The 22,510-nt window shown below is 37.3% G+C and carries 19 protein-coding genes; 16 read left to right on the plus strand and 3 right to left on the minus strand.

Annotated features, from left to right (window positions below; translation table 11 throughout):
* The first annotated feature begins 333 nt into the window (after window positions 1–333).
* A complete protein-coding gene (locus QNH29_RS03400; protein ID WP_283863446.1) occupies window positions 334–969 on the plus strand; it encodes a YczE/YyaS/YitT family protein in 636 nt (211 codons plus the stop codon).
* Window positions 970–995: 26 nt separating this feature from the next.
* Here the strand turns inward: QNH29_RS03400 and QNH29_RS03405 are convergent, their stop codons facing one another.
* Entirely contained in the window at window positions 996–2,612 is a 1,617-nt protein-coding gene (locus QNH29_RS03405; RefSeq protein ID WP_283863447.1) for an acetolactate synthase large subunit, read from the minus strand.
* 104 nt (window positions 2,613–2,716) lie between these two features.
* Window positions 2,717–3,280, minus strand: a complete 564-nt coding sequence (locus tag QNH29_RS03410) for a hypothetical protein (RefSeq protein ID WP_283863448.1) — start codon at window positions 3,278–3,280, stop codon at window positions 2,717–2,719.
* 494 nt (window positions 3,281–3,774) lie between these two features.
* Between QNH29_RS03410 and QNH29_RS03415 the strand changes: the two genes are divergently transcribed.
* From QNH29_RS03415 to QNH29_RS03475, 13 genes are all read left to right on the plus strand, one after another.
* Entirely contained in the window at window positions 3,775–4,743 is a 969-nt protein-coding gene (locus QNH29_RS03415; protein ID WP_283863449.1) for an SIS domain-containing protein, read from the plus strand.
* An 18-nt stretch (window positions 4,744–4,761) separates the two neighbouring features.
* Window positions 4,762–5,580 carry a fructoselysine 6-kinase gene (locus tag QNH29_RS03420; RefSeq protein ID WP_283863450.1) on the plus strand — a complete coding sequence of 273 codons (819 nt, stop codon included), beginning with the start codon at window positions 4,762–4,764 and terminating at the stop codon, window positions 5,578–5,580.
* A 129-nt stretch (window positions 5,581–5,709) separates the two neighbouring features.
* Window positions 5,710–6,423, plus strand: a complete 714-nt coding sequence (locus QNH29_RS03425; protein WP_283863451.1) for a GntR family transcriptional regulator — start codon at window positions 5,710–5,712, stop codon at window positions 6,421–6,423.
* Window positions 6,424–6,562: 139 nt separating this feature from the next.
* Window positions 6,563–8,137 carry an amidohydrolase gene (locus QNH29_RS03430; protein ID WP_283863452.1) on the plus strand — a complete coding sequence of 525 codons (1,575 nt, stop codon included), beginning with the start codon at window positions 6,563–6,565 and terminating at the stop codon, window positions 8,135–8,137.
* A gap of 102 nt (window positions 8,138–8,239) precedes the next feature.
* Window positions 8,240–9,694, plus strand: a complete 1,455-nt coding sequence (locus tag QNH29_RS03435) for a YfcC family protein (RefSeq protein WP_283863453.1) — start codon at window positions 8,240–8,242, stop codon at window positions 9,692–9,694.
* Between the two features lie 286 nt (window positions 9,695–9,980).
* Entirely contained in the window at window positions 9,981–10,754 is a 774-nt protein-coding gene (locus QNH29_RS03440) for a MurR/RpiR family transcriptional regulator (protein WP_283863454.1), read from the plus strand.
* Between the two features lie 119 nt (window positions 10,755–10,873).
* Window positions 10,874–12,472 carry a PTS transporter subunit EIIC gene (locus QNH29_RS03445; protein WP_283863455.1) on the plus strand — a complete coding sequence of 533 codons (1,599 nt, stop codon included), beginning with the start codon at window positions 10,874–10,876 and terminating at the stop codon, window positions 12,470–12,472.
* Window positions 12,473–12,517: 45 nt separating this feature from the next.
* Complete coding sequence (locus tag QNH29_RS03450) at window positions 12,518–13,843, plus strand: 6-phospho-alpha-glucosidase (RefSeq protein ID WP_283863456.1); 1,326 nt, start codon at window positions 12,518–12,520, stop codon at window positions 13,841–13,843.
* A gap of 183 nt (window positions 13,844–14,026) precedes the next feature.
* Entirely contained in the window at window positions 14,027–14,704 is a 678-nt protein-coding gene (locus QNH29_RS03455; RefSeq protein ID WP_283863457.1) for a uracil-DNA glycosylase, read from the plus strand.
* Between the two features lie 293 nt (window positions 14,705–14,997).
* The gene (gene dcm, locus QNH29_RS03460) at window positions 14,998–16,047 is read left to right on the plus strand and encodes a DNA (cytosine-5-)-methyltransferase (RefSeq protein ID WP_283863458.1); all 1,050 of its coding nucleotides are present in this window, start codon (window positions 14,998–15,000) and stop codon (window positions 16,045–16,047) included.
* Entirely contained in the window at window positions 16,044–17,165 is a 1,122-nt protein-coding gene (locus QNH29_RS03465; RefSeq protein WP_283863459.1) for a DNA cytosine methyltransferase, read from the plus strand. Before dcm ends, QNH29_RS03465 begins: the two co-directional genes overlap by 4 nt.
* Window positions 17,116–18,576 carry a hypothetical protein gene (locus QNH29_RS03470; RefSeq protein ID WP_283863460.1) on the plus strand — a complete coding sequence of 487 codons (1,461 nt, stop codon included), beginning with the start codon at window positions 17,116–17,118 and terminating at the stop codon, window positions 18,574–18,576. The genes QNH29_RS03465 and QNH29_RS03470 overlap by 50 nt, the downstream gene beginning before the upstream one ends.
* Window positions 18,577–18,620: 44 nt before the next feature.
* A complete protein-coding gene (locus QNH29_RS03475; RefSeq protein ID WP_283863461.1) occupies window positions 18,621–18,875 on the plus strand; it encodes a hypothetical protein in 255 nt (84 codons plus the stop codon).
* A gap of 176 nt (window positions 18,876–19,051) precedes the next feature.
* Here the strand turns inward: QNH29_RS03475 and QNH29_RS03480 are convergent, their stop codons facing one another.
* On the minus strand, window positions 19,052–20,479 hold the full coding sequence (locus QNH29_RS03480; protein ID WP_283863462.1) for a hypothetical protein: 1,428 nt from the start codon (window positions 20,477–20,479) through the stop codon (window positions 19,052–19,054).
* A gap of 176 nt (window positions 20,480–20,655) precedes the next feature.
* On the opposite strand from QNH29_RS03480, the gene QNH29_RS03485 reads away from it, so the two are divergent.
* Window positions 20,656–21,048 carry a terminase small subunit gene (locus tag QNH29_RS03485; protein WP_283863463.1) on the plus strand — a complete coding sequence of 131 codons (393 nt, stop codon included), beginning with the start codon at window positions 20,656–20,658 and terminating at the stop codon, window positions 21,046–21,048.
* Between the two features lie 214 nt (window positions 21,049–21,262).
* On the plus strand, window positions 21,263–22,384 hold the full coding sequence (locus QNH29_RS03490) for a DUF4236 domain-containing protein (RefSeq protein ID WP_283863464.1): 1,122 nt from the start codon (window positions 21,263–21,265) through the stop codon (window positions 22,382–22,384).
* Window positions 22,385–22,510: the final 126 nt, after the last annotated feature.

Consider the following 22,510-nt stretch of genomic DNA (forward strand, 5'->3'; position numbering starts at 1 on the left):
TTTCAGACCACAGGGACGGTATAGCCGATTGGAGGCTGCTCCTTACCACAATGTAAAAGTATTTTCTTATAAAAATGAAAACCGAACCCAATCAGCATAAATAAAAGAGAAACCATTTTCTACATGAATGAAAATGATTTACTGTCGCTCTTCCTGTTTCCAATGCTCCAGGCGTGGTCGTCGTTAAAACAACATGCTTCATATTTTTTGCTATCCATAATCCTTAAAAACAGGACCCCATTTAACCCCGATTTCCAATTAATTATTATGTTGAAATAATAATTGATGTGGTATAGTGGTCAAGGTGAAAAGTTTCAGATTAGAGGGGAAATTATGAGAAAAGAATTGATTCTTCGCTGGTCGTTTTTTGTTTTTGGCCTTATTATTCTAGCATTTGGTGCTGCCTTAACGATTGAAGGAGAGTTATTAGGTATCGGTCCATGGGATGTGCTGCATTATGGAATATTTCTGCATCTGGGACTAACGATTGGCTCCTGGTCTATTATTATGGGTTTCTTATTATTGACGGCTGCCTCCATTGCCACGAAAAAGTTACCTAAACTAGGTGCATTTTTAAATATGTTGTTACTTGGTATGTTTATGGATTTCTTTTTATGGTTATTGCCAAGTATTGATAGTACCATAGGAGCAGTATTTTCCTTTGTCTTAGGTGTTGTCCTATTAGGTTTTGGAATTGGACTTTATGTTTCAGCTGATGTCGGTTCTGGACCACGAGATAGTATCATGATATTAATTGTAGAAAAAACAGGATGGAGTTTAAAGTGGGTTCGAAATGGAATGGAAGTACTAGTGCTCATTCTAGGCTGGGCATTAGGCGGTCCTGTCGGGATTGGCACAATAATTATTGCCTTTTTCTTAGGCCCAATTGTAGGCTATTCCTTACCCCGTTGTAAAAAATTGCTAAAATATTTACTTGCAAAAAAACAACATCAAACACTGGCGGCATAAATGTGACTAGGAGACGGCTCTCCTAGTCAATTTTTGTTACCTATGCGGTTTTTTACATCGTTCCAAGTACTAATACATTTTACATCGATTAGTGTCATTTCATTGGTGTGATGTAAAGCTTCATTCAATACTTGTTCAAATTCATTTAGATTGCTGGGTCTTGCTCCTTTTATTCCAAAGCTTTCAGCAAGCTGTACATAGTCAGGGTTTCCAAAGTCTGTCCCAAAGCTATGGCCAAACTTTTCCTGCATCATTTGTTCCTCCAGTTTTAATGAAGAATTGTTGAGAACGATGATGATAAACGACAGGCCTAATCGTTTTGCGGTCTCTAATTCAGAGATATTCATTAATGCCCCTCCGTCTCCAGTAATGCAAATGACCGGAGCGTCAGGACAAGCTAATTTGGCACCAATCGCACCAGGGACAGCGATACCCATGGATGCTAATCCATTGGAGATAATAAGTCGGCCGGCTTGTTTGGGCTGATAGGTACGGGCAACGGACACCTTGTGGGCACCTACGTCAGAAACCACGACGGTCTGTTCTGTTGAAAGTTTCTCCATAACGGATAAGATGTTCTCTACCGATAATGATTGATTTCCGTTGCCAAGATAAGAATGCCTAATCTCTTCTTTCAGCTTATTTGATGGTACCCATGATTTCGGAGCGGTATTGAGTTTAGTAAGTGCCTTAAAGGTTTCCGTTAGATCGCCGACCAATTCCCCTTTAATAGGGTAGTATTCATCGATTTCCGCGGGCAGCGGGTCGATATGTAGTATAGGGCGCCTCTTTTTATTCCAGTCCTTAGGGAGTGCTTCAACAAAATCAAAACCAGCCACAATTAATAAATCAGCATCCTCGATCATTGATAAGATTTCATCCTGCTTGTTAAAACCGAATGTAAAATAATTAAGGGGATGATCCTTTGGTAAAATCCCTTTGGCCATAAAGCTTTGGATGACAGGTGATTGAAGGTTCTCTGCAAATGTGCGCAGTTCTGCCGCTGCTTTTTGCCTTATTACCCCATTTCCTGCAATCACAAGTGGTCCTTGGCTTTGTGTAATGAGAGTATGAGCTTCTTCTAGAGATTGTGAAATAGATGTAGTTTTTGGAATAGGTGTTACCGGTATAGGCTGGGTTGAAATCATTTCCGGTGCTAGGTTCTCTGGCAGTTCAATTAAAACAGCACCTGGTTTTTCCATTTGCGCTACTCTAAATGCCTTTCGAATGATGGCTGCTATCGTTTGTGGATCTTTAATTTGCACAGACCACTTTGTTGCCGGCTCAAATACTTTAACGATCTCTACATATTGGTGTGATTTTTGATGCTGCCTTTCAAAGCCAGCTTGTCCTGTAATGGCTACAACCGGTGAATGATCCAGATTAGCACTAGCTATCCCGGTCAAAAGGTTAGTGGCTCCAGGTCCCAATGTCGCTAAGCAAACGCCAGCCTTGTTGGATAATCTGCCGTAAACATCTGCCATAAACGCTGCTCCTTGTTCATGACGGACATTCACGAACTTAATTTGTTTCGATCTGGACAATGAATCCATTAGGTCAAGGGTTTCCTTCCCCATGATGCCAAAAATATATTCAACGCCTTCATTTTCTAAACACTGAACGAATACATCTGTTGCTTTCATAAGACACCCCTTTCCAACGCATATTCCTTATTTTCCCCTTTTATTTACCTAAATACCAAAAAACTACTTCTTGCAGAAATAGTTTTTAATAGGTATTCATTTTCTTAGCCTTTTATTGGTCTTATGAGCTTAGGCAGTAAGCGGAAAACAAGTTCGTTCCATAACCAACAATAGAGAAGTGAAAAGAGGTAAATAACGATAATATTCCATAAACTAAATGGTAGTAAAAGTGGACCTAAAACAGGAAATTGGACGATATAGAGTAAGAGACAAATCCCTATACATAAAAACAAACTTGAGAAGGTTATAACCTTCCAACCCTTGTTAAAAAAGATAAGGCCAAAACCGATTCCAATAGCCATGGCACCAGTGGTAAAGGGAAAGACAATAAGTTCAGAAGGCTGAATGAGCAGCAAGAGGAAAATGGTAAGAATATAGCTTAATACCCCATATGTTGGCGAGATTAATATACTAATGATGATGGGGGCTGTGGAGAAAGGGCTTATGAGCAGCCCGATGCCTGGGATTACTCCGCCGGCCGACTGTAAAATAGCGGCGATTAAAGCCAGTAACCCTGACGCAACTAATTTAAAGGCGAATCTTCTTTGGTCTCTTAAAATAGCAATGATGGGCATCAAATCTTCCTTTATGTCCTTATTCCAAAACATGGAGTAATCAGCTCTTTTCAGAAATATGGTGGCTGTCTGAATGCCGGTCTGCATTCCGACTGGCAAGCCTTACAAAAGGTGCTAAGTGCCTATTTGTGGTTTAAATACTACTATTAAGTTATTCGAAAACTTACCTATGTAGAATTAATAGTACGGGCTTAAGGTATGCTTCTTCTTCAACGATGAATTTCCTAAAACGGTAAACCACAAGGAAAGTTCTGACAAAATCCGTAAGGTTCGCCGAGAAAAAGGATTTCAGTTTGTCGAAATGAAGGATGCCTTCCGTGCCTCTGAATCAACTCAAATCTAAAAAGATTAATAGGCAAATAAAAGACTTTGAATCAAACAGATCCAGGTCTTTTTGCTGCTCTTTTTAGTTCATACAATTTTCAAATTTTATAAATAATTCTTATTGACCATAAAAATGAAAACGGTTATAGTAGGGACATACTAATAATACGTCATATGACGTCTCAAAAAGGAGAGCGAATAAAATGAATGTGGTAAATGTGATTAATGATATTCATTCAGCAACGAAGGAAGGAATCTCGGAAGTATATTTAGTGGCATGCGGCGGCTCATTAGTCGATATGTATCCAACAAAATATTTTCTTGAGAATGAAGCGAAAAAAGTAGTAACAGGATTGTTTACAGCCAATGAGTTTGTACATGCTACACCTAAAAGATTAAATCAAGATTCTCTTGTCATCGTTTGCTCACATGGAGGGAACACTCCAGAATCAGTGGAAGCATCGATGGTGGCAAAGGAACGTGGTGCCCATACTATCGGTCTAACTCATAACCAGGAAGCATCATTACTAAACTACTCCGATCACGCGTTTGTTTATGAATGGGGATCTGAAAGTGATGTCAAGAATAACCCAATGGCGATTATCCTTCAATTAGCTGTAGAGGTTCTCTATCGAACAGAAGGATATGACCACTACGATGCATTCCAGAGCGGAATTGGAAAAATCAACGGCATCATCAAAAATGGTGAGCAGTTAGTAGAAAAGCGGACAAAAGAATTCGCCAATAAGTATGGAAAGGAAGAACTGTTTTATATTCTTTCAAGCGGGGCTTCTTATGGCCATGCATACGGATTTGCGATTTGTTCGTTAATGGAAATGCAATGGCTGGATGCAGCATCGATTCATTCTGGAGAGTACTTCCACGGTCCATTTGAAGTAACAGATAAGGAAACACCATTTATCTTATTAATGAATGAAGGCAGAACCCGCGCTTTAGACGAACGGGCAAAAACATTCCTTCAGCAATATGCAGAAAAAGTAGAAGTAGTGGACGCAAAAGAATTAGGCATTAATACGATCGCGGATGAAGTGGTTGAGTTCTTTAATCCAATTCTTTTCTATAGTATTATGTGTGTTTATCGTCAAGCATTGGCAGATGTACGAAATCATCCATTAGAAACTCGCCGTTACATGGGGAAAGTCGCATACTAAAATCGAGGTGACAGGCAAATGGTAAAGGTAGTAGGTATTGGAGATAATGTAGTAGATAAATATGTTCATATAAAGACCATGTATCCCGGAGGTAATGCCGTAAACTTTAGTGTATTTGCGAAATTGCTGGGTGCAAACTCGGCTTTTATCGGGACATTTGGCGATGATAAAGAAGCGCAACATGTCGAAAGTGTATTAAAAAAATTAGAAATTGATTTATCACGATGCCGGCACTTCAGCGGGGAGAATGGATGCGCCTATGTTACCCTTGAGGAAGGAGACCGTGTCTTCCTTGGCAGTAATGATGGCGGTGTAACCCGTGAACATTTATTGGAACTAACAGATGAAGATATCTCATTGATTCAAGAGTGTGCCCTTGTACATACAGGCTTATATAGCCATACCGGGCATTTACTCGAAAAACTAGGATCACTGGGTGTGCCGTTATCCTTTGATTTTTCAGATGATTTCCAGCAGCAGCAAGTCGATCAATATATACCATTTGTACATTATGCCTTTTTCTCCTGCAGTCACTTATCAGAGAATGAGACAAAAGAGTTTTTAAGAAATAACCATCAACGGGATGGCCAAATCCTGCTTGCCACCCGTGGAAGTGAAGGGGCCATTGCCTACGATGGAACCAGTTATTTTCATCAGTTACCCGAATATGTTGAAGCTGTCGATACGATGGGAGCAGGGGATTCCTTTATCACTGCCTTCTTACTCACCTATTTAAAAACGAATGAAATTGTGACATCTATGAAAGAAGCGGCGCAGTTTGCTGCCAAAAGCTGTCTAGTTGAGGGATCATTTGGGTTTGGGGTTACTTACGAATAATCCTAATAGGTTGATAATGCCCAAATTGGCAAGGTTATCGGTCACTCTATAATTCTGCTTGTTATGTGTTAAAACGTTTGATACTCTTTTACTAAAGGTCCATGAGGAAACCACTATGGGGGATAAAAAATGTTAAACGTTGATCATCAAGAACCATTATATATACAGTTGAAAAAAGCGATTCAAGTAGAAATCTTAAATGAGAAGTTCCAGCAGGGAGAAAGAATTCCAAATGAAAAGGAATTAATGGAACAGTACAATGTAAGCCGTGTTACGGTTCGAAAAGCGGTAGAGGAGCTTGTTAAGGAAGGGTACCTAGTGAAGCTTCATGGAAAAGGAACTTTTGTAAGCCATACCAAAATCGAACGTAAAATTAAACATGTAATGGGATTCACCGCCGCATGTAAAGCAAATGGTTATCCATCTCATAGTGTGGTAACCAAGAAAGAAATTGTCGATCCGGACACTTCGATTAAGAAGGCTTTACAGCTTGAAGCGGATGAAAAGGCCATCTTTATTCAAAGAAAACGATTTGCAGGCGATAGTCCATTAATGTTAGAAAATAACTTCTATCCTTATAATCGTTATTACTTTTTGTTGGAAGAATCACTTGAAGGGTCATTGTACGATTTGTTAAGTGAAAAACACGGAATAAAACCGATTAAATCAGGTGCTACGACCCTGGATATTGTTCTGGCAGATGAGGAAAAGGCTAATTTACTAGAAACGACTATTGGAAAGCCACTGTTTTATATGAATACCATCATTCATGATCAACACGGCCGTCCAGTCCATATAGGTAGACAGTATATTATTGGTGACCGATATCAATTTACTATTTAAAAAATTAATTAAAACTAAGTGTGGCCCCCGTTATGACGTCCTAGGATGTTATAACGGGAACAAAATAATTAAAATGAAAGCGTTGTAAAATGGTATACCCTCTATACAAAAACTGCAGGGAAAGAATAAAGGTGTACGAATGTCCAAAGCACAAATGAACGCCAATATTGTCATCGTTTCAAACGTTATTTTTTCAGGCTTAGATGAAAAAACTTTTGCGGGGTATATTGCCATAAAGGATAACAAAATTGCTGCAGTTGGGAAGCAGAACGAAAAAGATCAATGGATTGGCCCTGAAACAAAGGTTTATGAGCTTGGTAATCAACTGGTGATGCCAGGAATTCATGATAATCATGTATTTTTCACAGGCTATATGTCCATGAATCGCGGGGTAGATTTATCAAAGGTATCCTCTGTAGACGAAGCAACAACTCTATTAATTCAGCATTCTATGACATTAGGACCTAAAGAAAATGTATACGGATTTGGCTGGGATAAGGAGAGTTTGGGATGTATACCGGAACAACATCTGCTGGATGAAATTTTTCCGAACACGCCTGTTTTCGCGATTAATCGTACAAAGAGCTGGTGCTGGATGAACCAAAAGGCAATCGAAAAATATAAATTTACACCAGACCAATGCAGTGCAGAGGATCGGGCAGCTTTATTAAAAGATATGCTTCAGGAAAGGGAAGAGGTTAAGCAAGAATTCCTGGACTTCTGTCAGTTATTAGCAGCCCGGGGAGTTACGTCCATTAAAGACATAGGCTTTGATCGTTATGAATTACTTTCTATTTTAACGGAATTGGCAGATGAAGGAAAATTGCCATTACGAGTGCATTTTGCGTTAGAGCCTGTCATGGAACCACTTAACATTAAAGTAGGGAAGTCCTACCAAAAACGTTATCAAGATGATTTCCTTCGCTTTCAGGGTTTTAAAATTATGGTGGATGGCGTGGTAGCCGATCATACAGGTGACATGTTAGAGCCTTATGCGGATATGCCAGACGTAAAGAATTTACGGTCAGTGAATTATGAAAAAATTGAAACCTGGGTATTAGAAGCAGATCGAAATGGCTTAAAATGCTGTTTAACGGCAGAAGGGGATGCAGCTATCCGTCAAGCCGTGACCTTTTTAGAAAAATGCCGTGAAGTAAATGGCAAGCGTGATGCACGCCACTCGATAAGTGATTTAGAATATCCACATCCTAGTGACTTAAAGCGGATGGGGGAAAACGAAATCTTTGCAGAAATCTATGCCCAGATTTTACTGCTGAATCCATCTTACGAAGAGTCGTATATGGCTGCTGTTGTTGGAAAGGAAAAAGAAAAACACTTTTATGATTATCGGGCCATGCTGGAAGCAGGAATTTCGATTACAGCGGGAACAGATTTGCCTTTATTTATTACGAGTGTACCAGACTCCATCTATGCCACTGCGATGAGACTGTTTCCAGACGGATCGCCGTGGTACCCAGAGCTTGGTCTGCCAATAGCAGAGATTCTAAAGGCCTGGACTATTAACGGAGCAAGGCATAATTTCATGGAAGATAAAACCGGAACAATTGAAGTGGGGAAATATGCCGACATAGCGGTATTTGACAGAAATTTATTTGAATCTTCCGCTTCAGAAATACGGAACGCAAAGGTAGTTTTAACTGTGATGAACGGAGATATTGTACACGATATCACTTTGGCAGGGATCTTAGCGTGAATTAGAAAAATACTCTAGCTGCTCAATGAATGAAATTATAATGTTTCATACCTCAAAAAAATACGTTATAAGACGTCATTAAATGAGAAATGAGGAGACGAAATGGAAGCGAGTGCAATAAAGGCAAAAGTAGTAGAAAAGAAGAGAAGGAAGTGGGCATTGCCCCACAGTTATTCCCTTATGTTTTTCATCATTATGATCGTAGCTTTATTGACTTGGATTTTACCAAGCGGACAATTTGAACGAAAAGAGGTAACGGTCGATGGTTCTACTAGAACGGTCATCGTTCCCGGTACGTTTGAGACGATTCCAAAAGTAAGTGACCAGGGCGATTTACGTCAGGGACTTACAGGAGTGTTAAGCGCTCCGATGGAAGGGATCATTAATGCCGTAGATGTTATTGCCTTTGTATTAGTTGTTGGCGGCGCATTTGGGATTATTTTGAAAACCGGTGCGATAGATCGAGGCTTAATTGCCTTATCCAACCGTTTACAAAATAAAGGAATATTTGTCATCCCCATTGCGATGCTGATTTTTAGCTTGGGAGGATCCACCTTCGGAATGAGTGAAGAAACCATTCCACTTTACACCATTTTTATATCGTTAATGTTTGTTTTAAAATTTGATTCCATTACAGCGATTTTAATTCTCTTTTTAGGAACACAGATTGGATATGTCGGTTCAACCTTAAATCCGTTTTCTGTCCTGATTGCACAGGGAGTTTCAGGCATTCAAGGGAATCCGCAATTATGGCTTCGATTTATCGAATGGATTGTGTTTACCGGAGTATCAATCGGGTTTACGATGTGGTACGCTGCCCGGGTAAAGAAAAATCCAGAGAAGTCAGTCGTCTATAAAAATGATTTGGAAAGCCGGTCTCATTTTCTTAAAGCGGACCTTGGCGAGGTTGTTCATTTTTCCGTAAGAGATAAAATGATTTTGTCTGGTTTTGGCGTTGCGCTTGGGATTATCGTTTGGGGAATTCTTTCTCATGGCTGGTACATGGTCGAAATTGGTGCCGTATTCATGGGCTTAGGTTTATTCGCAGGTATCGTGTCCAAAATGAATCAAAAAGAAATGGCCGAGAATTTTGTCAGCGGCTGTAGTGAGTTTGTTTATGCGGCGGTAATTATCGGACTAGCCCGCGGTATTCTGGTTATTGCTGAAAATGGAATGATTATTGATACGATCTTAAATTCCTTAGCATCTGTAATGGACGGACTGCCAAAGTATGCTTTTACCACTATCATGCTATTATTTCATAACATAATTACGTTTTTTGTCCCATCATCATCTGGTGAGGCTGCCTTAACGATGCCCGTTATGGCTCCACTGGCCGACCTTATGGGAATCCATGGAGAAGCTGCGGTAACAGCCTATCAGTTTGGTAATGGATTAACAAATATTATTTCGCCAACCAACGGAGTGTTATTAGCAGGCTTAGCCATCGCGAAAATCAGCTTCGGCCAATGGATCAAATTAATGCTAAAAATATTCCCGATTTTATGGATTATTGCTGCCGTATTTGCTGCAATCTCTGCTTATGTAGGGATGTAGGATCCTTACGATAGGTAGACGTTATCAAAGAGACACTATGGTATTTACCTGGTGTCTCTTTAACATTAATCACAAAAAAAGCGGTGAACTAAATGAATACCGGAAAAACGAAACATACTAACCTGGAAAAAAGTATTATTGTAGCAACCAGTAACAGGTATTTCAAAGATATTTGTTTTCTATTACAATTAATTCATCAGTGTTAATAACAGGTACAATCGGATTTACCGCTAGTCAAAGTTAACAACCACAAACCAACCGATGGCGAAGTGAGAGTGATAATGAGATGATAGATATCAGCAAAATTATTCAAGGGAAAAGTTTAACAGAAATTGAAGTCCAAATTGTACAATATATCATTACCAACATTGACACTGTCTTGCAAATGGGCGTTCGAAATATTGCGAAAGAGAATTTTACCTCTCCTGCAACTGTCATCCGCCTTTCAAAAAAATTAGGTTATACGGGATTTATCGATATGTATTACCACCTCCTCCCTCTTGTTAGTAAAGCTCATATACCGGAAAGCGGCGTGATGGAGGACTTTCTCGAGATTACTTCGAAAGATTTTATGACACACAATTCAATGCAGGATATTGAACTCTTCATTAACAAAGTGTTAAATCTACGGGAAAGCTATATTTTTATCTATGCTACAGGGTTTTCAGCGATTACTGCAGAGTATTTGTACAAAAAACTATTAGTATTAGGGAGGAAAACGATTTTTGCTAGTGGAACCGATTCGATTGGTGTATTCGAAAATAATCTGGAAGATATCGGTGCCTTAGTGGTTATTTCCAAATCAGGTGAAACACAGCTTGTTCTCGACAAATTGCAGGCTGCCAAGGAGCATCATATTTTTACCGTTTCTTTCACAAAGGAAACGGAAAACCGGATTGCAGAGCTTTCTGATTTAAATTTCAAAATCATCGATCAGAATAAATTAGACGATAGGAACATGCTGCCGAATAGTTTTTTTCCCGGTCTAATGCTGATGTTTGAATTTATTGTCAAAGAATATGTTGCAACATTATTACCAAAAAAAGATAAGAACGAGTGAAACGTGTTTCAATGTGTGAAACACGTTTTTTATCGCCTTGAATCTATCGACTGTAAAACGGTTACATTGTATTCTAAACCTGTCGACAAAAACGTACGCATATAGGAGGGGAAGGCAAAATGAAAAAGAAAGTGATGGATGCTATGCAGCGCTTTTCAAAAGCGATGTTTATTCCAATACTTATTTTGCCGATTGAGGGTATTTTAATTGCATTTGGGAACTTATTTACCAATCCAAGGTTAATAGAAGTTCTGCCATTTTTAGATAATCCAATTACTACTGGTTTTGGGACCATCTTGACTGGATCATTGGTTTCAATTCTCACCAACTTGGGGCTCATCTTTTGTGTGGGGATAGCAATTGGTTTGGCAAATAAAGATAAAGCAATCGCAGGATTTACATCTTTATTAGGCTATTTGGTATTTGTCAATGCCATGAATAAATTTATGCAACTCACCGGGGTTCTATATGAAGGGGAATCTTTGCAGGGAACGGGACAAACGATGGTCTTGGGCGTGCAAATTCTTGATATGGGTGTGTTTCTCGGACTTATACTCGGTATTGTTACCGCTATCGTTCATAACAAATTTATTGATACAGAGTTCAAAGGCGCGTTTCAAATTTACGGGGGATCACGATTTGTCTTTATTGTACTGATTCCTGTTCTTGTGTTGCTATCAGTTGCGCTAACGTTCATCTGGCCATTTTTCCAAGCTGGAATTAGCAGTCTTGGTGGTCTAATCCAACATAGCGGAAGCTTCGGAGTTTTCTTATATGGAGCATTGGAGCGTTTGTTAATTCCAACAGGTTTGCACCATTTAATTTATACGCCATTTTTATATACATCCCTCGGCGGTGTCGCAGAAATTGGCGGGCAAGTATACGAAGGGGCAAGAAATATTTACTATGCGGAAATTATTGATCCAACTGTAAAAGAGCTTTCATCAAGCGTGGTTTGGGATGCCCGTGGTATTTCAAAGATGTTCGGTTTAATTGGTGCTTGTTTGGCAATGTACCACGTTGCAAAGCCTGAAAACAAAGGCAAAGTAAAGGCGATTTTAATTCCGGCTGCCGTTACATCTTTTATTGCTGGTGTGACTGAGCCAATTGAATTTTCATTCCTGTTTGTAGCACCATTGTTATTTGTTGTTCATGCTGCTTTAAGCGGTTTAGGGATGGTAGCGTATCATCTATTGGATGTCCGAGCAATTGGTCCGAATGGAATGATTGATTTTCTATTGTTCAATGTACCGCTTGGAATTGAAAAAACACATTGGCCAATGTATATCTTAGTAGGATTATTCTCCTTTGCTGCTTACTATGTGGTTTTCCGCTTCCTAATTGTGAAATTTAACTTTAAAACAATCGGAAGAGAAGATGAGGACGAAGAGACAAAATTATATTCGAAGAAAGATTATGAAAAGAAAAACAATAGAGTTACTGGGACTTCTGAATCACAGTCGAATAACGGAATTGCCCCAGTAATCGTCGATGCATTAGGCGGAGCAAGCAACATTAATACAGTTACAAACTGCTATACAAGACTCCGTTTAACACTGGATAACCCTGAAAAGGTCAACGAAGAAGTATTGAAAAAAGAAACAGGTGCCAGTGGAGTCGTGATAAAAGATAAGAATGTACAGGTTGTTTATGGCTTACAGGTAACGAACATTCGCAAAGCTGTCGACAGCTATTTGGGATTGTCAACGAACGAGTAGAAACGTGATGAATACAACAAAGAATACTAGAAGGGAATGGAGAAAATGAAAAAGTTCTCAATTGTTATTGCAGGTGGAGGAAGTACTTATACACCAGGGATTGTTATGATGTTATTGGATAACCTGGACCGTTTTCCGCTTCGAAAAATAAAATTATATGATAACGACGGTGAAAGACAAGCTGTTTTAGGGGAAGCTATTAAAATTGTATTAAAAGAAAAGGCGCCGGATATCGAGTATTGCTATACAACGGATCCGGAGGAAGCTTTCACGGATATCGACTTCTGTTTTGCTCATATTCGTACGGGCAAATATGAAATGCGTGAAAAGGATGAAAAAATTCCATTAAAGCATGGTGTTGTCGGTCAAGAAACGTGCGGACCTGGCGGAATTGCTTATGGGATGAGAAGCATCGGTGATATGATTGAAATGATAGACATGATGGAAAAATATTCACCAGATGCTTGGATGTTAAACTATTCCAATCCTGCAGCCATTGTAGCAGAAGCTTGCCGCGTGCTGCGTCCAAATTCAAAAGTATTGAATATTTGTGACATGCCAGTAGGAACACTGCGCAGAATTTCGCATATCATCGGCAAAGAGCCGCAAGATTTAGAAGTCCGTTATTTTGGATTAAACCACTTTGGCTGGTGGACTAGCGTTAAAGATAAGGAAGGAAATGAATATCTGCCACAAGTTCGAGAATATGTAGCAGAGAACGGTTATCTGACGCAAAAAGAAGTAGATACGCAGCATACGGATGCCAGCTGGCAGGAAACACATAAAAAAGCGAAAGACTTGTTAGCAGTTGATCCAAGATTCTTGCCAAATACGTATCTAAAATACTATTTATATCCTGATTATGTCGTGAAGACTTCAAATCCGGAATATACAAGGGCAAATGAAGTCATCGCTGGCAGAGAAAAGACGGTCTTTTCTACTGCAAGACAAATCATTGAAAGAGGAACAGCAGAAGGCTGTGAATTTGAAATGGGCGCTCACGCAACTTTTGTTGTTGACCTTGCCCGTGCCATTGCCTTTAACACGCACGAAAGAATGCTGTTAATCGTCCAAAACAATGGTGCCATTGCCAACTTTGATGATGATGCCATGGTAGAAGTTCCATGTATTGTCGGAAGCGATGGTCCAGAGCCATTAAGCCAAGGAAAGATTCCTGAATTCCAACGAGCGTTAATGTACCAGCAAGTAACCGTCGAGAAATTAGTCGTACAAGCCTACATCGAAGGAAGCTATCAAAAATTATGGCAGGCTTTAACGCTATCAAAAACCGTACCAAGTGCAAAAGTTGCAAAAGAAATTTTGGATGATTTAATTGAAGCTAATAAAGGTTACTGGCCTGAATTAAACTAACATTATAGATTTGAGTGAAAGGGCGAAAAAGCGAAGAGCTTTTCGCCTTTTCCTGCAAAATCTAGTGAACTTAAGCGAATAGTGCCTGGAACTGTTCGTATTTTTTATAGGCAAAATGTTTTTAATTCCCTTTTTAAACTATAATTAAATCAATCAACAATCTAGAAAAGCGAGTGAATGAGAATGGCAATATTAAAAAATGATTGGGCTCCTTTATTGGAGGAGGAGTTTGAAAAGCCGTATTACCAAGAATTAAGACAAAAATTATTGATGGAATATCAAACAAAGGTCATTTATCCGGATAAAAATGATATTTTTAACGCGCTCCATTACACTTCCTATAAAGATACGAAAGTAGTGATTATCGGTCAGGATCCTTATCATGGGCCAGGACAAGCCCACGGGTTAAGTTTCTCTGTTAAACCAGGAGTGAGGATTCCTCCATCATTACGCAATATTTATAAGGAGTTAAAGGATGATTTGGGGTGTTCTATTCCCAATCATGGATACCTGGTGGAATGGGCCAAGCAGGGGGTATTAATGCTGAATGCGGTGCTGACGGTCCAGGCTGGAAATGCAAACTCTCATAAAGGTCTAGGCTGGGAGTTGTTTACTAATAGAGTCATAGAAATTTTGAATCAAAGGGAGACACCAGTCATATTTATCCTCTGGGGTAATTTCGCGCAGCAGAAACAACAATTGATTACTGCACCCCATCACTATATTATTAAATCTCCACACCCGAGCCCATTGTCTGCTCATAATGGCTTTTTTGGCAGCCGGCCGTTTTCTAAGGCTAATAGGTTTTTGAGGGAAATTGGGAGTAAGGAGATTGATTGGCAAATAAATAACTATAGATAAAGGTATTGTAAAAAATAATTATACAGTAAGATTATACATCATCTTCCTGACTAATCAGAACCTATTGAAAGTCTTATTGAAAAGGGATATAGAAATTCCACAGAGGTTCTTCCAAGTATTTTCCATAAACTTATTCTCGATAAGTATTAAATCCTTTTATTTAATAGCATATAATATAAAAAGTTAGATATTTTTCTAAACACAATTAAGTTATACTAAAATAGAAGGGAACGAGTGTTTGATTTATTTGTATTCTTCCCTAAAATATTATTACAGAAGGTTTGTGAATAAGTATGAAGGCTATTTCCTTATTTTCAAGTGCCGGAATAGGAGAAATATATTTTAAGGAGTTAGGAATTAAGATTTTTGCTGCAAACGAATTGGTCAAAAGGCGTGCAGATTTATATAGAAATGTGCATCACGATACCAAAATGGTACAAGGAAATATCTTAGAAAAAGACGTTTTTGACCAAGTTATAAATACTTCTGACGAAAAAATTGATTTTTTGCTCGCTTCGCCTCCATGCCAAGGGATGAGTATAGCTGGAAAAAACAGAAATGTAAATGACTTTGCGAAGGATGAAAGGAATTTCTTAGTTTATAAAGTAATTGAAGCTATTCATATTTTGAAGCCGACATATGTTCTGATTGAAAATGTTCCCGCTCTTTTAAAACTGTTAATTTTATATGAAGGAAACCTTGTAACCGTTCCAAATGCTTTATCCAAAACATTTAGCGGGTTCTACAATATTGAAGCCGAAGTTGTTGATGCTGCTGAACTGGGGGTGCCTCAAAATAGGAAAAGGGCTATAATAAAAATGTTTAAAAAAGGTACAAGCTGGCCTTGGCCAGCAACTGAAAGAAAAATCAATGTTAGAGAAGCAATTGGATATCTTCCTAGTTTAGAATCCGGTGAATCTTCCAATATAAAATGGCACTTTGCTAGAAAACATGATCCTAGGCATATTTTGTGGATGAAACATACTCCCACTGGTAAATCTGCATTTGAAAATAAAGTGTATTTCCCAAAAAAAGAAAATGGGGAGAAAATATCCGGTTATAATACAACATATAGAAGGATGGAATGGGATGAACCTGCACCAACAATAACATTGAGAAATGATGCGATTAGCTCCCAAAGAAATGTCCATCCAGGAAGAAAATTGAATGATGGCACTTATTCTGATGCGCGGGTCCTCACCCCTTTAGAATTAATGATTTTAAATTCTATGCCAAGTGATTGGGCCATTCCGGATGATACTCCCGAAGTGCTAGTAAGGCAATGTATCGGAGAATCAATTCCACCATTAATGTTAAAAAAGATTGTAGGAGAAATAAAATGAAAAAAATAAAGGCAATATCATTATTTTCAAGCGCTGGCATCGGAGAGTTATTACTAGACAATATTGGAATTGAGGTTATTGCTGCAAATGAATTAATTCCTAAGAGAGCAGAATGTTATAAACACTTTTACCCTAATACCGACGTAATAGTAGGGGATATTAAAAACCCAGAGGTTAAAAGTAAAATAAAATCATATTTAAGTGATGACGTTAAGCTTTTACTGGCAACACCTCCATGCCAAGGGCTAAGTACACTAGGAAAAAACAAAATTCAAAGCCATTACCAGGATGATGAAAGAAATTATTTAATTTTTGACATTTTCGATATAATGGATGAAGGGTATTTCGATTATATATTAATTGAAAATGTTGAGAAATTCCTTAATATGTACTTTCCATACAATGGAGAGTATTTACGACTTGAACAAATACTGAGAGAAAGATATTCTTTGCATTACGATATAGAAGCTGTGGTATTGAATGCCAAAGATTATGGTATTTCTCAAACTAGACCAAGAGCAATAATCAAATTATGCAAAAAGGGCTTATCGTGGGAGTTGCCGGAAATTGAGCCGGAGATTCCTTTGCAAGATGCAATAGGACATTTACCTAGTTTAGAGGCTGGTGAAAAGTCTAATATTCCATGGCATGAGGCTAAGCCTCATAATGAAAGAGCAATACTAGCATTAAAACATACACCTACAGGAAAAAGTGCTTTGAAAAATGAAATATATTATCCCAAAAAAGAAAATGGTGAAAGGATATCTGGTTTTCATAACACTTTTAAAAGAATGCGATGGGACCAACCAGCTCATGCTAGAACAACATATTGTGGAAGCATTAGCTCACACAATAATGTTCACCCAGGTCGGAAGTTGGAAGATGGTACATACTCTGATGCTAGAGTATTAACATTGTTAGAAACTTTCATCGTATCTTCTATACCTACAGATATAACATTTCCAAGTAATGCTACAGATAACTTCATTCGTACAGTCATAGGAGAATCAATTCCACCATTAATGTTAATGAAAATTTTAAAGCAGATACAACAAGGAGGAACTAAAGTTGACTTACAGAATAGAAGAAAAGAAATGGATCCTCAAAAGGCATACTAGTAATGTTGATTTACTTAAAGCGGTTGCTGTTAACCTTAAAAGTCATACAAAAACAGAAATTTCAGAGGGGAAGAAGGCTCAGCTCCTCCAAAAACTTAAAGAACTTGATTACTATAAGGAACGAAATCCCGAAATGCCACTAGATGCAATAAATCATAGAATAGGTACTTTGGCTTATTTTATGTTTGGGTATAAGGATACAATTGATGGTAAACAAAGGTTTATGTATAGTCCATTGGGGAATCTTTTTCTTAAACATATTGCTGATGAAAGAAAACTAAAAAAAATCTTCCTTACCATGTTATGGGCAATACAGTACCCGCATCCTCATGATGGAACAGATAAAGTGTTTAAGCTGTTCCCCTTCAGATTGATATTTAAATTATTAACTGATGAAAGGCTAGAGTATAAGTTGCATGCTTTTGAGGTGGCATATCACGTTGTATTTGCACAAGAGATGAATGATAAAAAGTATGATGAGTTGGTGAATGAAATATTAAAACTTCGCCAAATGACAAATGAAGAATTAATCCCTATGTTCCATGAAAAAGAGCATGTTTTGGTAAATGCAGTTTATGAGTGGGATTATTATTATCGTAGACTTTTTAAGAATATGGGGATATTTGAGGCGCATGATGGGGAATTGATATGTAAGTTGCGCCAAGGCAAAAGCACACATAGAAGAGTAACCAGGAACTTTGTTACAATCCCGTCTGAGCTAATGGAGTATTGTTTAAAGCTAATGGAAAAATATCCTTTTGACGAAGAGCCCTTACCACTGGATGATGAGGGAAGACTTGGAATTGAAGTTACAAAAGAGATATATAGCTTCTACCCTAGACTCTTACTTAAAGAAATTGGAGAATTAGACATTGAAGGTGGTTACTTAACTGATTTACTTGAGCTTCCTAGATTAATAGATGAATATTCTAATAATATTGATGGTGAACAAGCCTACCTCTTCGAAAATGTACTGGTTGAAGGGTTTAATATGTTTATGAATGTCGATGCTAGGAAAATTGGAGGGGCTGGTAACACAGATATTGAATGTTTATATCGCACTGAAGGAATGAAATTTGCAGTTGAAACTAAATCAACAAAGAATAAATTAACCAACATTAATGCAGGTAGGCTAAGGAGTCATCGGTTGAAAATTGGTGGAAAATATACAATCGTAATTACACCGAGATATGTCCCTGCTGTTAAAGGCGACATTTTAGGTACTGATAATGTAATTCTTACTGCAGGTACCTTTTCAGAATTTTTATATAACTGTATACACCATGGTCTTAGGGAAATAGATTACGCGGATTTTGATACAATAATAAAAGAAAATCTAGGAACTGATATTAGCCGGAAAATTTCTGATTTTACAATTGAAAAATTCTCTGCAATATCAAGTGTAAAATAACTCTCGATTTAAAATTAAATAATTCATAATGAAGGAGGGTTTAGATGGAACTAGAACTATTTAAGTTATGGCTTAAAGAAAGCAAAGGAATGCAGGAAGCTTCGGCAAAAGATGTGGTTTCGAGAATAAGACGTGCCTTAAAAATAACTGAGATTAATTTTGAGAAGACTAACGAAGAATCCATAAGTGAACTAGTTAATAGTCCGGAATTTAATGAATTAAGTGTCTTTGTCCAATCCCAACTTAAGCGGGCAATTACCTTGTATCAGGAGTTTATGTTAGATAATTCAAAAATGTAGTTAATGTAAACTTAACCTGTGTCTCAGCAGTGTGTTGCAAGATACACTCCACACATGTGGAGTGCTGTTCACTACTAGTTTTAAAATAATTAAGATGAGGCCGTGTGTAAAAGAAATCTCCCTGCTTAGCAGAGAGATTTTTTTTGAAGTATGGTATACTTTTGCACATACTGATATTAATTAAAAGCTTTGGTTATATCTCTAAAACCTTTCGTCTTTGTTACATTTGATACATTTGCAGCATTTTCAATTAGAAAAGTTATAACTTCCTGCACCCTTAAACTTAATAAATCCGCGTTTATATTTTGAAGAAGACTAACTAACTGCTGCTGACAGTTTTTGATGCCTAGCCTAGATTGAATTTCTACGGTTTCTAATAATTTTATTAGAATTATGATTTGATCACTACTTAGTAAGTTAATAAAAGTATCATAAAGTGGTTTTGCACCAGGGGAAACCCCCATATTATAGCTTACACCATTACCTATTCGACACACTAAGATAGCTTGAATTAATTTTTCCTGTCTATCACTAGGAATATCTGTGGGTGTCTTTATATAGGATAATAATTCTCTAGCAACTGGCACTTCATGATAAAAATTATCCCACGAATAATGAACACTAAGAAGTTTTTCAACTAAATCATTGATAATTAAACTTCTCGTGCTCAAGGTTTTATACATATTACCATCGCACTTTTCAAAAAACCTATTACCTAAATTAAATGCTTCACTATTCAAATTAACATTAAATTGGTCAAGTTTAACTCCTAAATCAAACTTAACATTATCACTACTACAATCCCAAGCAATAGGTGCTAATGCTAATATATTTTGCTGAACAATATTTCCAGTTTTAGGACTTACAAAAATACTAAATAAGGTTCTTAATAAATTATCAGTAATACTACTGGAAAGTTCCTTAATGGATTCTTTTATTTGTGATAATGCTAATCCACCAATTAATTCTGTAGATCTTTTAAGGTTTATAATGAGCTGTTGTACAAAAATTGCCGCAGTAGAAGGTTGATCGCTAATTACCTCTTGTACACAAGTTTGTAGCCACCCAAGAAGTTCAAAAGAACCTATTGAGTAGTTATTCGGATGAGAAGCGCCAATATCATTACGCATTGTTAAGATGTATGTAAGTTTTGTGTGTAACAAATCTGATATTATTTCTAGCTTTCTACACGTATCAAGCAGAGTTTGGTCTTTGACCCCTTTCAGGTCTTCTTCAGTCTGATATAATTCTCTAACTTTTTCCCCTATTGCAGCATCAAAGAAAATATCTATTCCATATATACAAATTTTATTTCTTAGAGAAACAATGACTTCATTCCATACAAAATTGAGTGAAGCATCAAATAAACCTATAGCACAACCCGCAACAAATTTAGAAAGATAAGTAGCATTTTGTTTATTTTCAATGCTCATTCGATTAATTACTATAGGTAGGTTAGTTAGGATTAATTCTCGTTCAGTGGTATCAGCTATAACTCCAGAAGTTGGTAAACCTAAACCTTCTAAATATTGTTCAAAACTATTAAAGCCGTTTGATATTTCCCCTTGGGCTTTTCTTATAATCAAGTCGTTATCTTTTCCCATCTTTGTGTTTCTCCTTTTTTTAACATTTTCCCACAATTCAAATTTATCAGGAATAAAGTAATAAATAAAGAATTATTTGGAAATTTTTATTATCCTCTTGAATAAGAATTTGTTATAATAAAAATAAAAACATACGTTCTGCTTGATTGTTTTTTACGAGACGGGAGGTACTACTATTGATTGAACTAAACATAAAGCAAAAAAGATTTGCCGATTATTATATTGAAACCGGCAATGCTACTGCAAGTTATTTAAGAGCGGGATATGAAGCCGAAGGAAATGCTGCAGAAGTAAATGCAAGCCGACTGCTCAGGAATGCTAAGGTTTTGGAATATATAAAGGAGCGGAATGAAAAATTGGATCTGGAATTTATTGCGGATATTACGGAAACAAAGCGGTTTTGGACAGGAATTATGCGTGATGAAAATGCTGATATTAAGGATCGGTTGAAGGCATCAGAATATATTGCAAAAACGAACGGTGCTTTTGTTGAGAAAAAGGAATTACAAGGTTCTTTTAACAATAAGATAGAGTTTGGATTTGTTGATCCAACTGTTTCAGAGGCTTAATAAATTATACTGCTTTAAGTAATGGAGAGAAGTACAGTCATAATGATTGCATTTCTCTTTATTTTTTTTGTAATAATTATTGCTGCTAAAGTCCTATGCCGTGATACAATTATAGTTGGAATATTAATGTAAGAGGGCAAGTGAAAAATGAATCGACTAAAACAAAAAAATCAGTCCTTTAGGTAACTGGGCTTTGAAGTAGGGAGGAAACTTTATGGGTTTTGGGTTTAGAAAGAGCTTTAAAATTGCTCCTGGAGTTCGTTTAAACGTAAGTAGTCGAGGGGTTGGGGCAAGTGTAGGAGTCAAAGGATTAAGGCACTCTGTGAACTCAAGAGGTCAAAGTAGGACTACGGTTTCTTTGCCTGGAACTGGTCTTTCCTATACTTCCACTTCCGGTGGGAGAAGCGGTAATAGAGGGAATAGGAACTATAGAACAGCTTCATATCAGCGACAAGCGGAATTGAATCGATTGCAAAAAGAAAGAGAAAAGTTGCAAGAACTGCAACGAAATCAATTAGAAGTCGAGTTGTATGAAAATAGACTAAATATGATTAAGTCGATTCATAAAGAGTGTGATGATTTTGTTGATTGGCTGGACATTAAAAATACAGAACCTCCATTCTTAAAAGGGCACCCTGGACCTTTAGAAAAACAAGCCTTACAGGAACTTCAAAATTATAGACCTGGTTTTATGGCAAAAGTCTTTAATCAAGAAGAAAAGCGTATAGAGGAGCTCAGAAATAAGGTCTTAGAAGCCCGTAAGAAAGACGAGGAAGAATATCAAGAATGGAGTGTATTGACAGAAATAGCAACGAAGTTATTGAATGGGGATTTGGAAACGTATTTTGAAGTAATAAAGGATTTCGCTCCTCTAGATGATCTAAGTGATTTTGGAAGTGGGTTTGAGTTTTTTCTTGAAGAACCCCATACTATGGAAGTGGAATTTGATGTACAAACCCAAAATGTTGTACCTTCAGAAATGAAAACTCTAACCAGTACAGGAAAAGTATCCGTCAAAAATATGCCTATCTCCAAATATTACGATATTCAACAGGATTACGTCTGCAGTTGTGTACTTAGAATAGCAAGAGATATGTTAGCTTTATTGCCGTTAGATACTATTATAATCCACGCTTTGGATTCCCAATTAAATACGTCTACTGGGTATCATGAAAAAATAGTAGTATTATCGGTGAAAATCCATAGGTATACGCTTAACCAATTAAATTTTGATACTATTGATTGCTCAGATTCAATGGCTAATTTTGAACATAAAATGAATTTTCGTAAAACTAAGGGTTTCGCTCCGGTAGAAAAGATACAAATAAATTCTTAAAACATAACGAGCCATTATTTTATGTATACAAAAAACTCTTATATAATGGAATGTGTGTAAAACTGACGATTTTTAAGATTAGTGTTAATTTGAAAGTTTTATTGGTCTTTGAATTACCATATTGCT

It is taken from the genome of Neobacillus sp. DY30 (assembly GCF_030123065.1).
Taxonomy (GTDB): Bacteria; Bacillota; Bacilli; order Bacillales; family Cytobacillaceae; genus Neobacillus.

Coding starts and splice junctions, on each gene's coding strand:
- QNH29_RS03430 (WP_283863452.1), top strand. CDS start 6,563: ATGTCCAAAGCACAAATGAACGCCAATATTGTCATCGTTTCAAACGTT.
- dcm (WP_283863458.1), top strand. CDS start 14,998: ATGAAGGCTATTTCCTTATTTTCAAGTGCCGGAATAGGAGAAATATAT.
- QNH29_RS03450 (WP_283863456.1), top strand. CDS start 12,518: ATGAAAAAGTTCTCAATTGTTATTGCAGGTGGAGGAAGTACTTATACA.
- QNH29_RS03400 (WP_283863446.1), top strand. CDS start 334: ATGAGAAAAGAATTGATTCTTCGCTGGTCGTTTTTTGTTTTTGGCCTT.
- QNH29_RS03465 (WP_283863459.1), top strand. CDS start 16,044: ATGAAAAAAATAAAGGCAATATCATTATTTTCAAGCGCTGGCATCGGA.
- QNH29_RS03415 (WP_283863449.1), top strand. CDS start 3,775: ATGAATGTGGTAAATGTGATTAATGATATTCATTCAGCAACGAAGGAA.
- QNH29_RS03480 (WP_283863462.1), bottom strand. CDS start 20,479: ATGGGAAAAGATAACGACTTGATTATAAGAAAAGCCCAAGGGGAAATA.
- QNH29_RS03475 (WP_283863461.1), top strand. CDS start 18,621: ATGGAACTAGAACTATTTAAGTTATGGCTTAAAGAAAGCAAAGGAATG.
- QNH29_RS03490 (WP_283863464.1), top strand. CDS start 21,263: ATGGGTTTTGGGTTTAGAAAGAGCTTTAAAATTGCTCCTGGAGTTCGT.
- QNH29_RS03435 (WP_283863453.1), top strand. CDS start 8,240: ATGGAAGCGAGTGCAATAAAGGCAAAAGTAGTAGAAAAGAAGAGAAGG.
- QNH29_RS03440 (WP_283863454.1), top strand. CDS start 9,981: ATGATAGATATCAGCAAAATTATTCAAGGGAAAAGTTTAACAGAAATT.
- QNH29_RS03455 (WP_283863457.1), top strand. CDS start 14,027: ATGGCAATATTAAAAAATGATTGGGCTCCTTTATTGGAGGAGGAGTTT.
- QNH29_RS03445 (WP_283863455.1), top strand. CDS start 10,874: ATGAAAAAGAAAGTGATGGATGCTATGCAGCGCTTTTCAAAAGCGATG.
- QNH29_RS03425 (WP_283863451.1), top strand. CDS start 5,710: ATGTTAAACGTTGATCATCAAGAACCATTATATATACAGTTGAAAAAA.
- QNH29_RS03405 (WP_283863447.1), bottom strand. CDS start 2,612: ATGAAAGCAACAGATGTATTCGTTCAGTGTTTAGAAAATGAAGGCGTT.
- QNH29_RS03420 (WP_283863450.1), top strand. CDS start 4,762: ATGGTAAAGGTAGTAGGTATTGGAGATAATGTAGTAGATAAATATGTT.
- QNH29_RS03410 (WP_283863448.1), bottom strand. CDS start 3,280: ATGTTTTGGAATAAGGACATAAAGGAAGATTTGATGCCCATCATTGCT.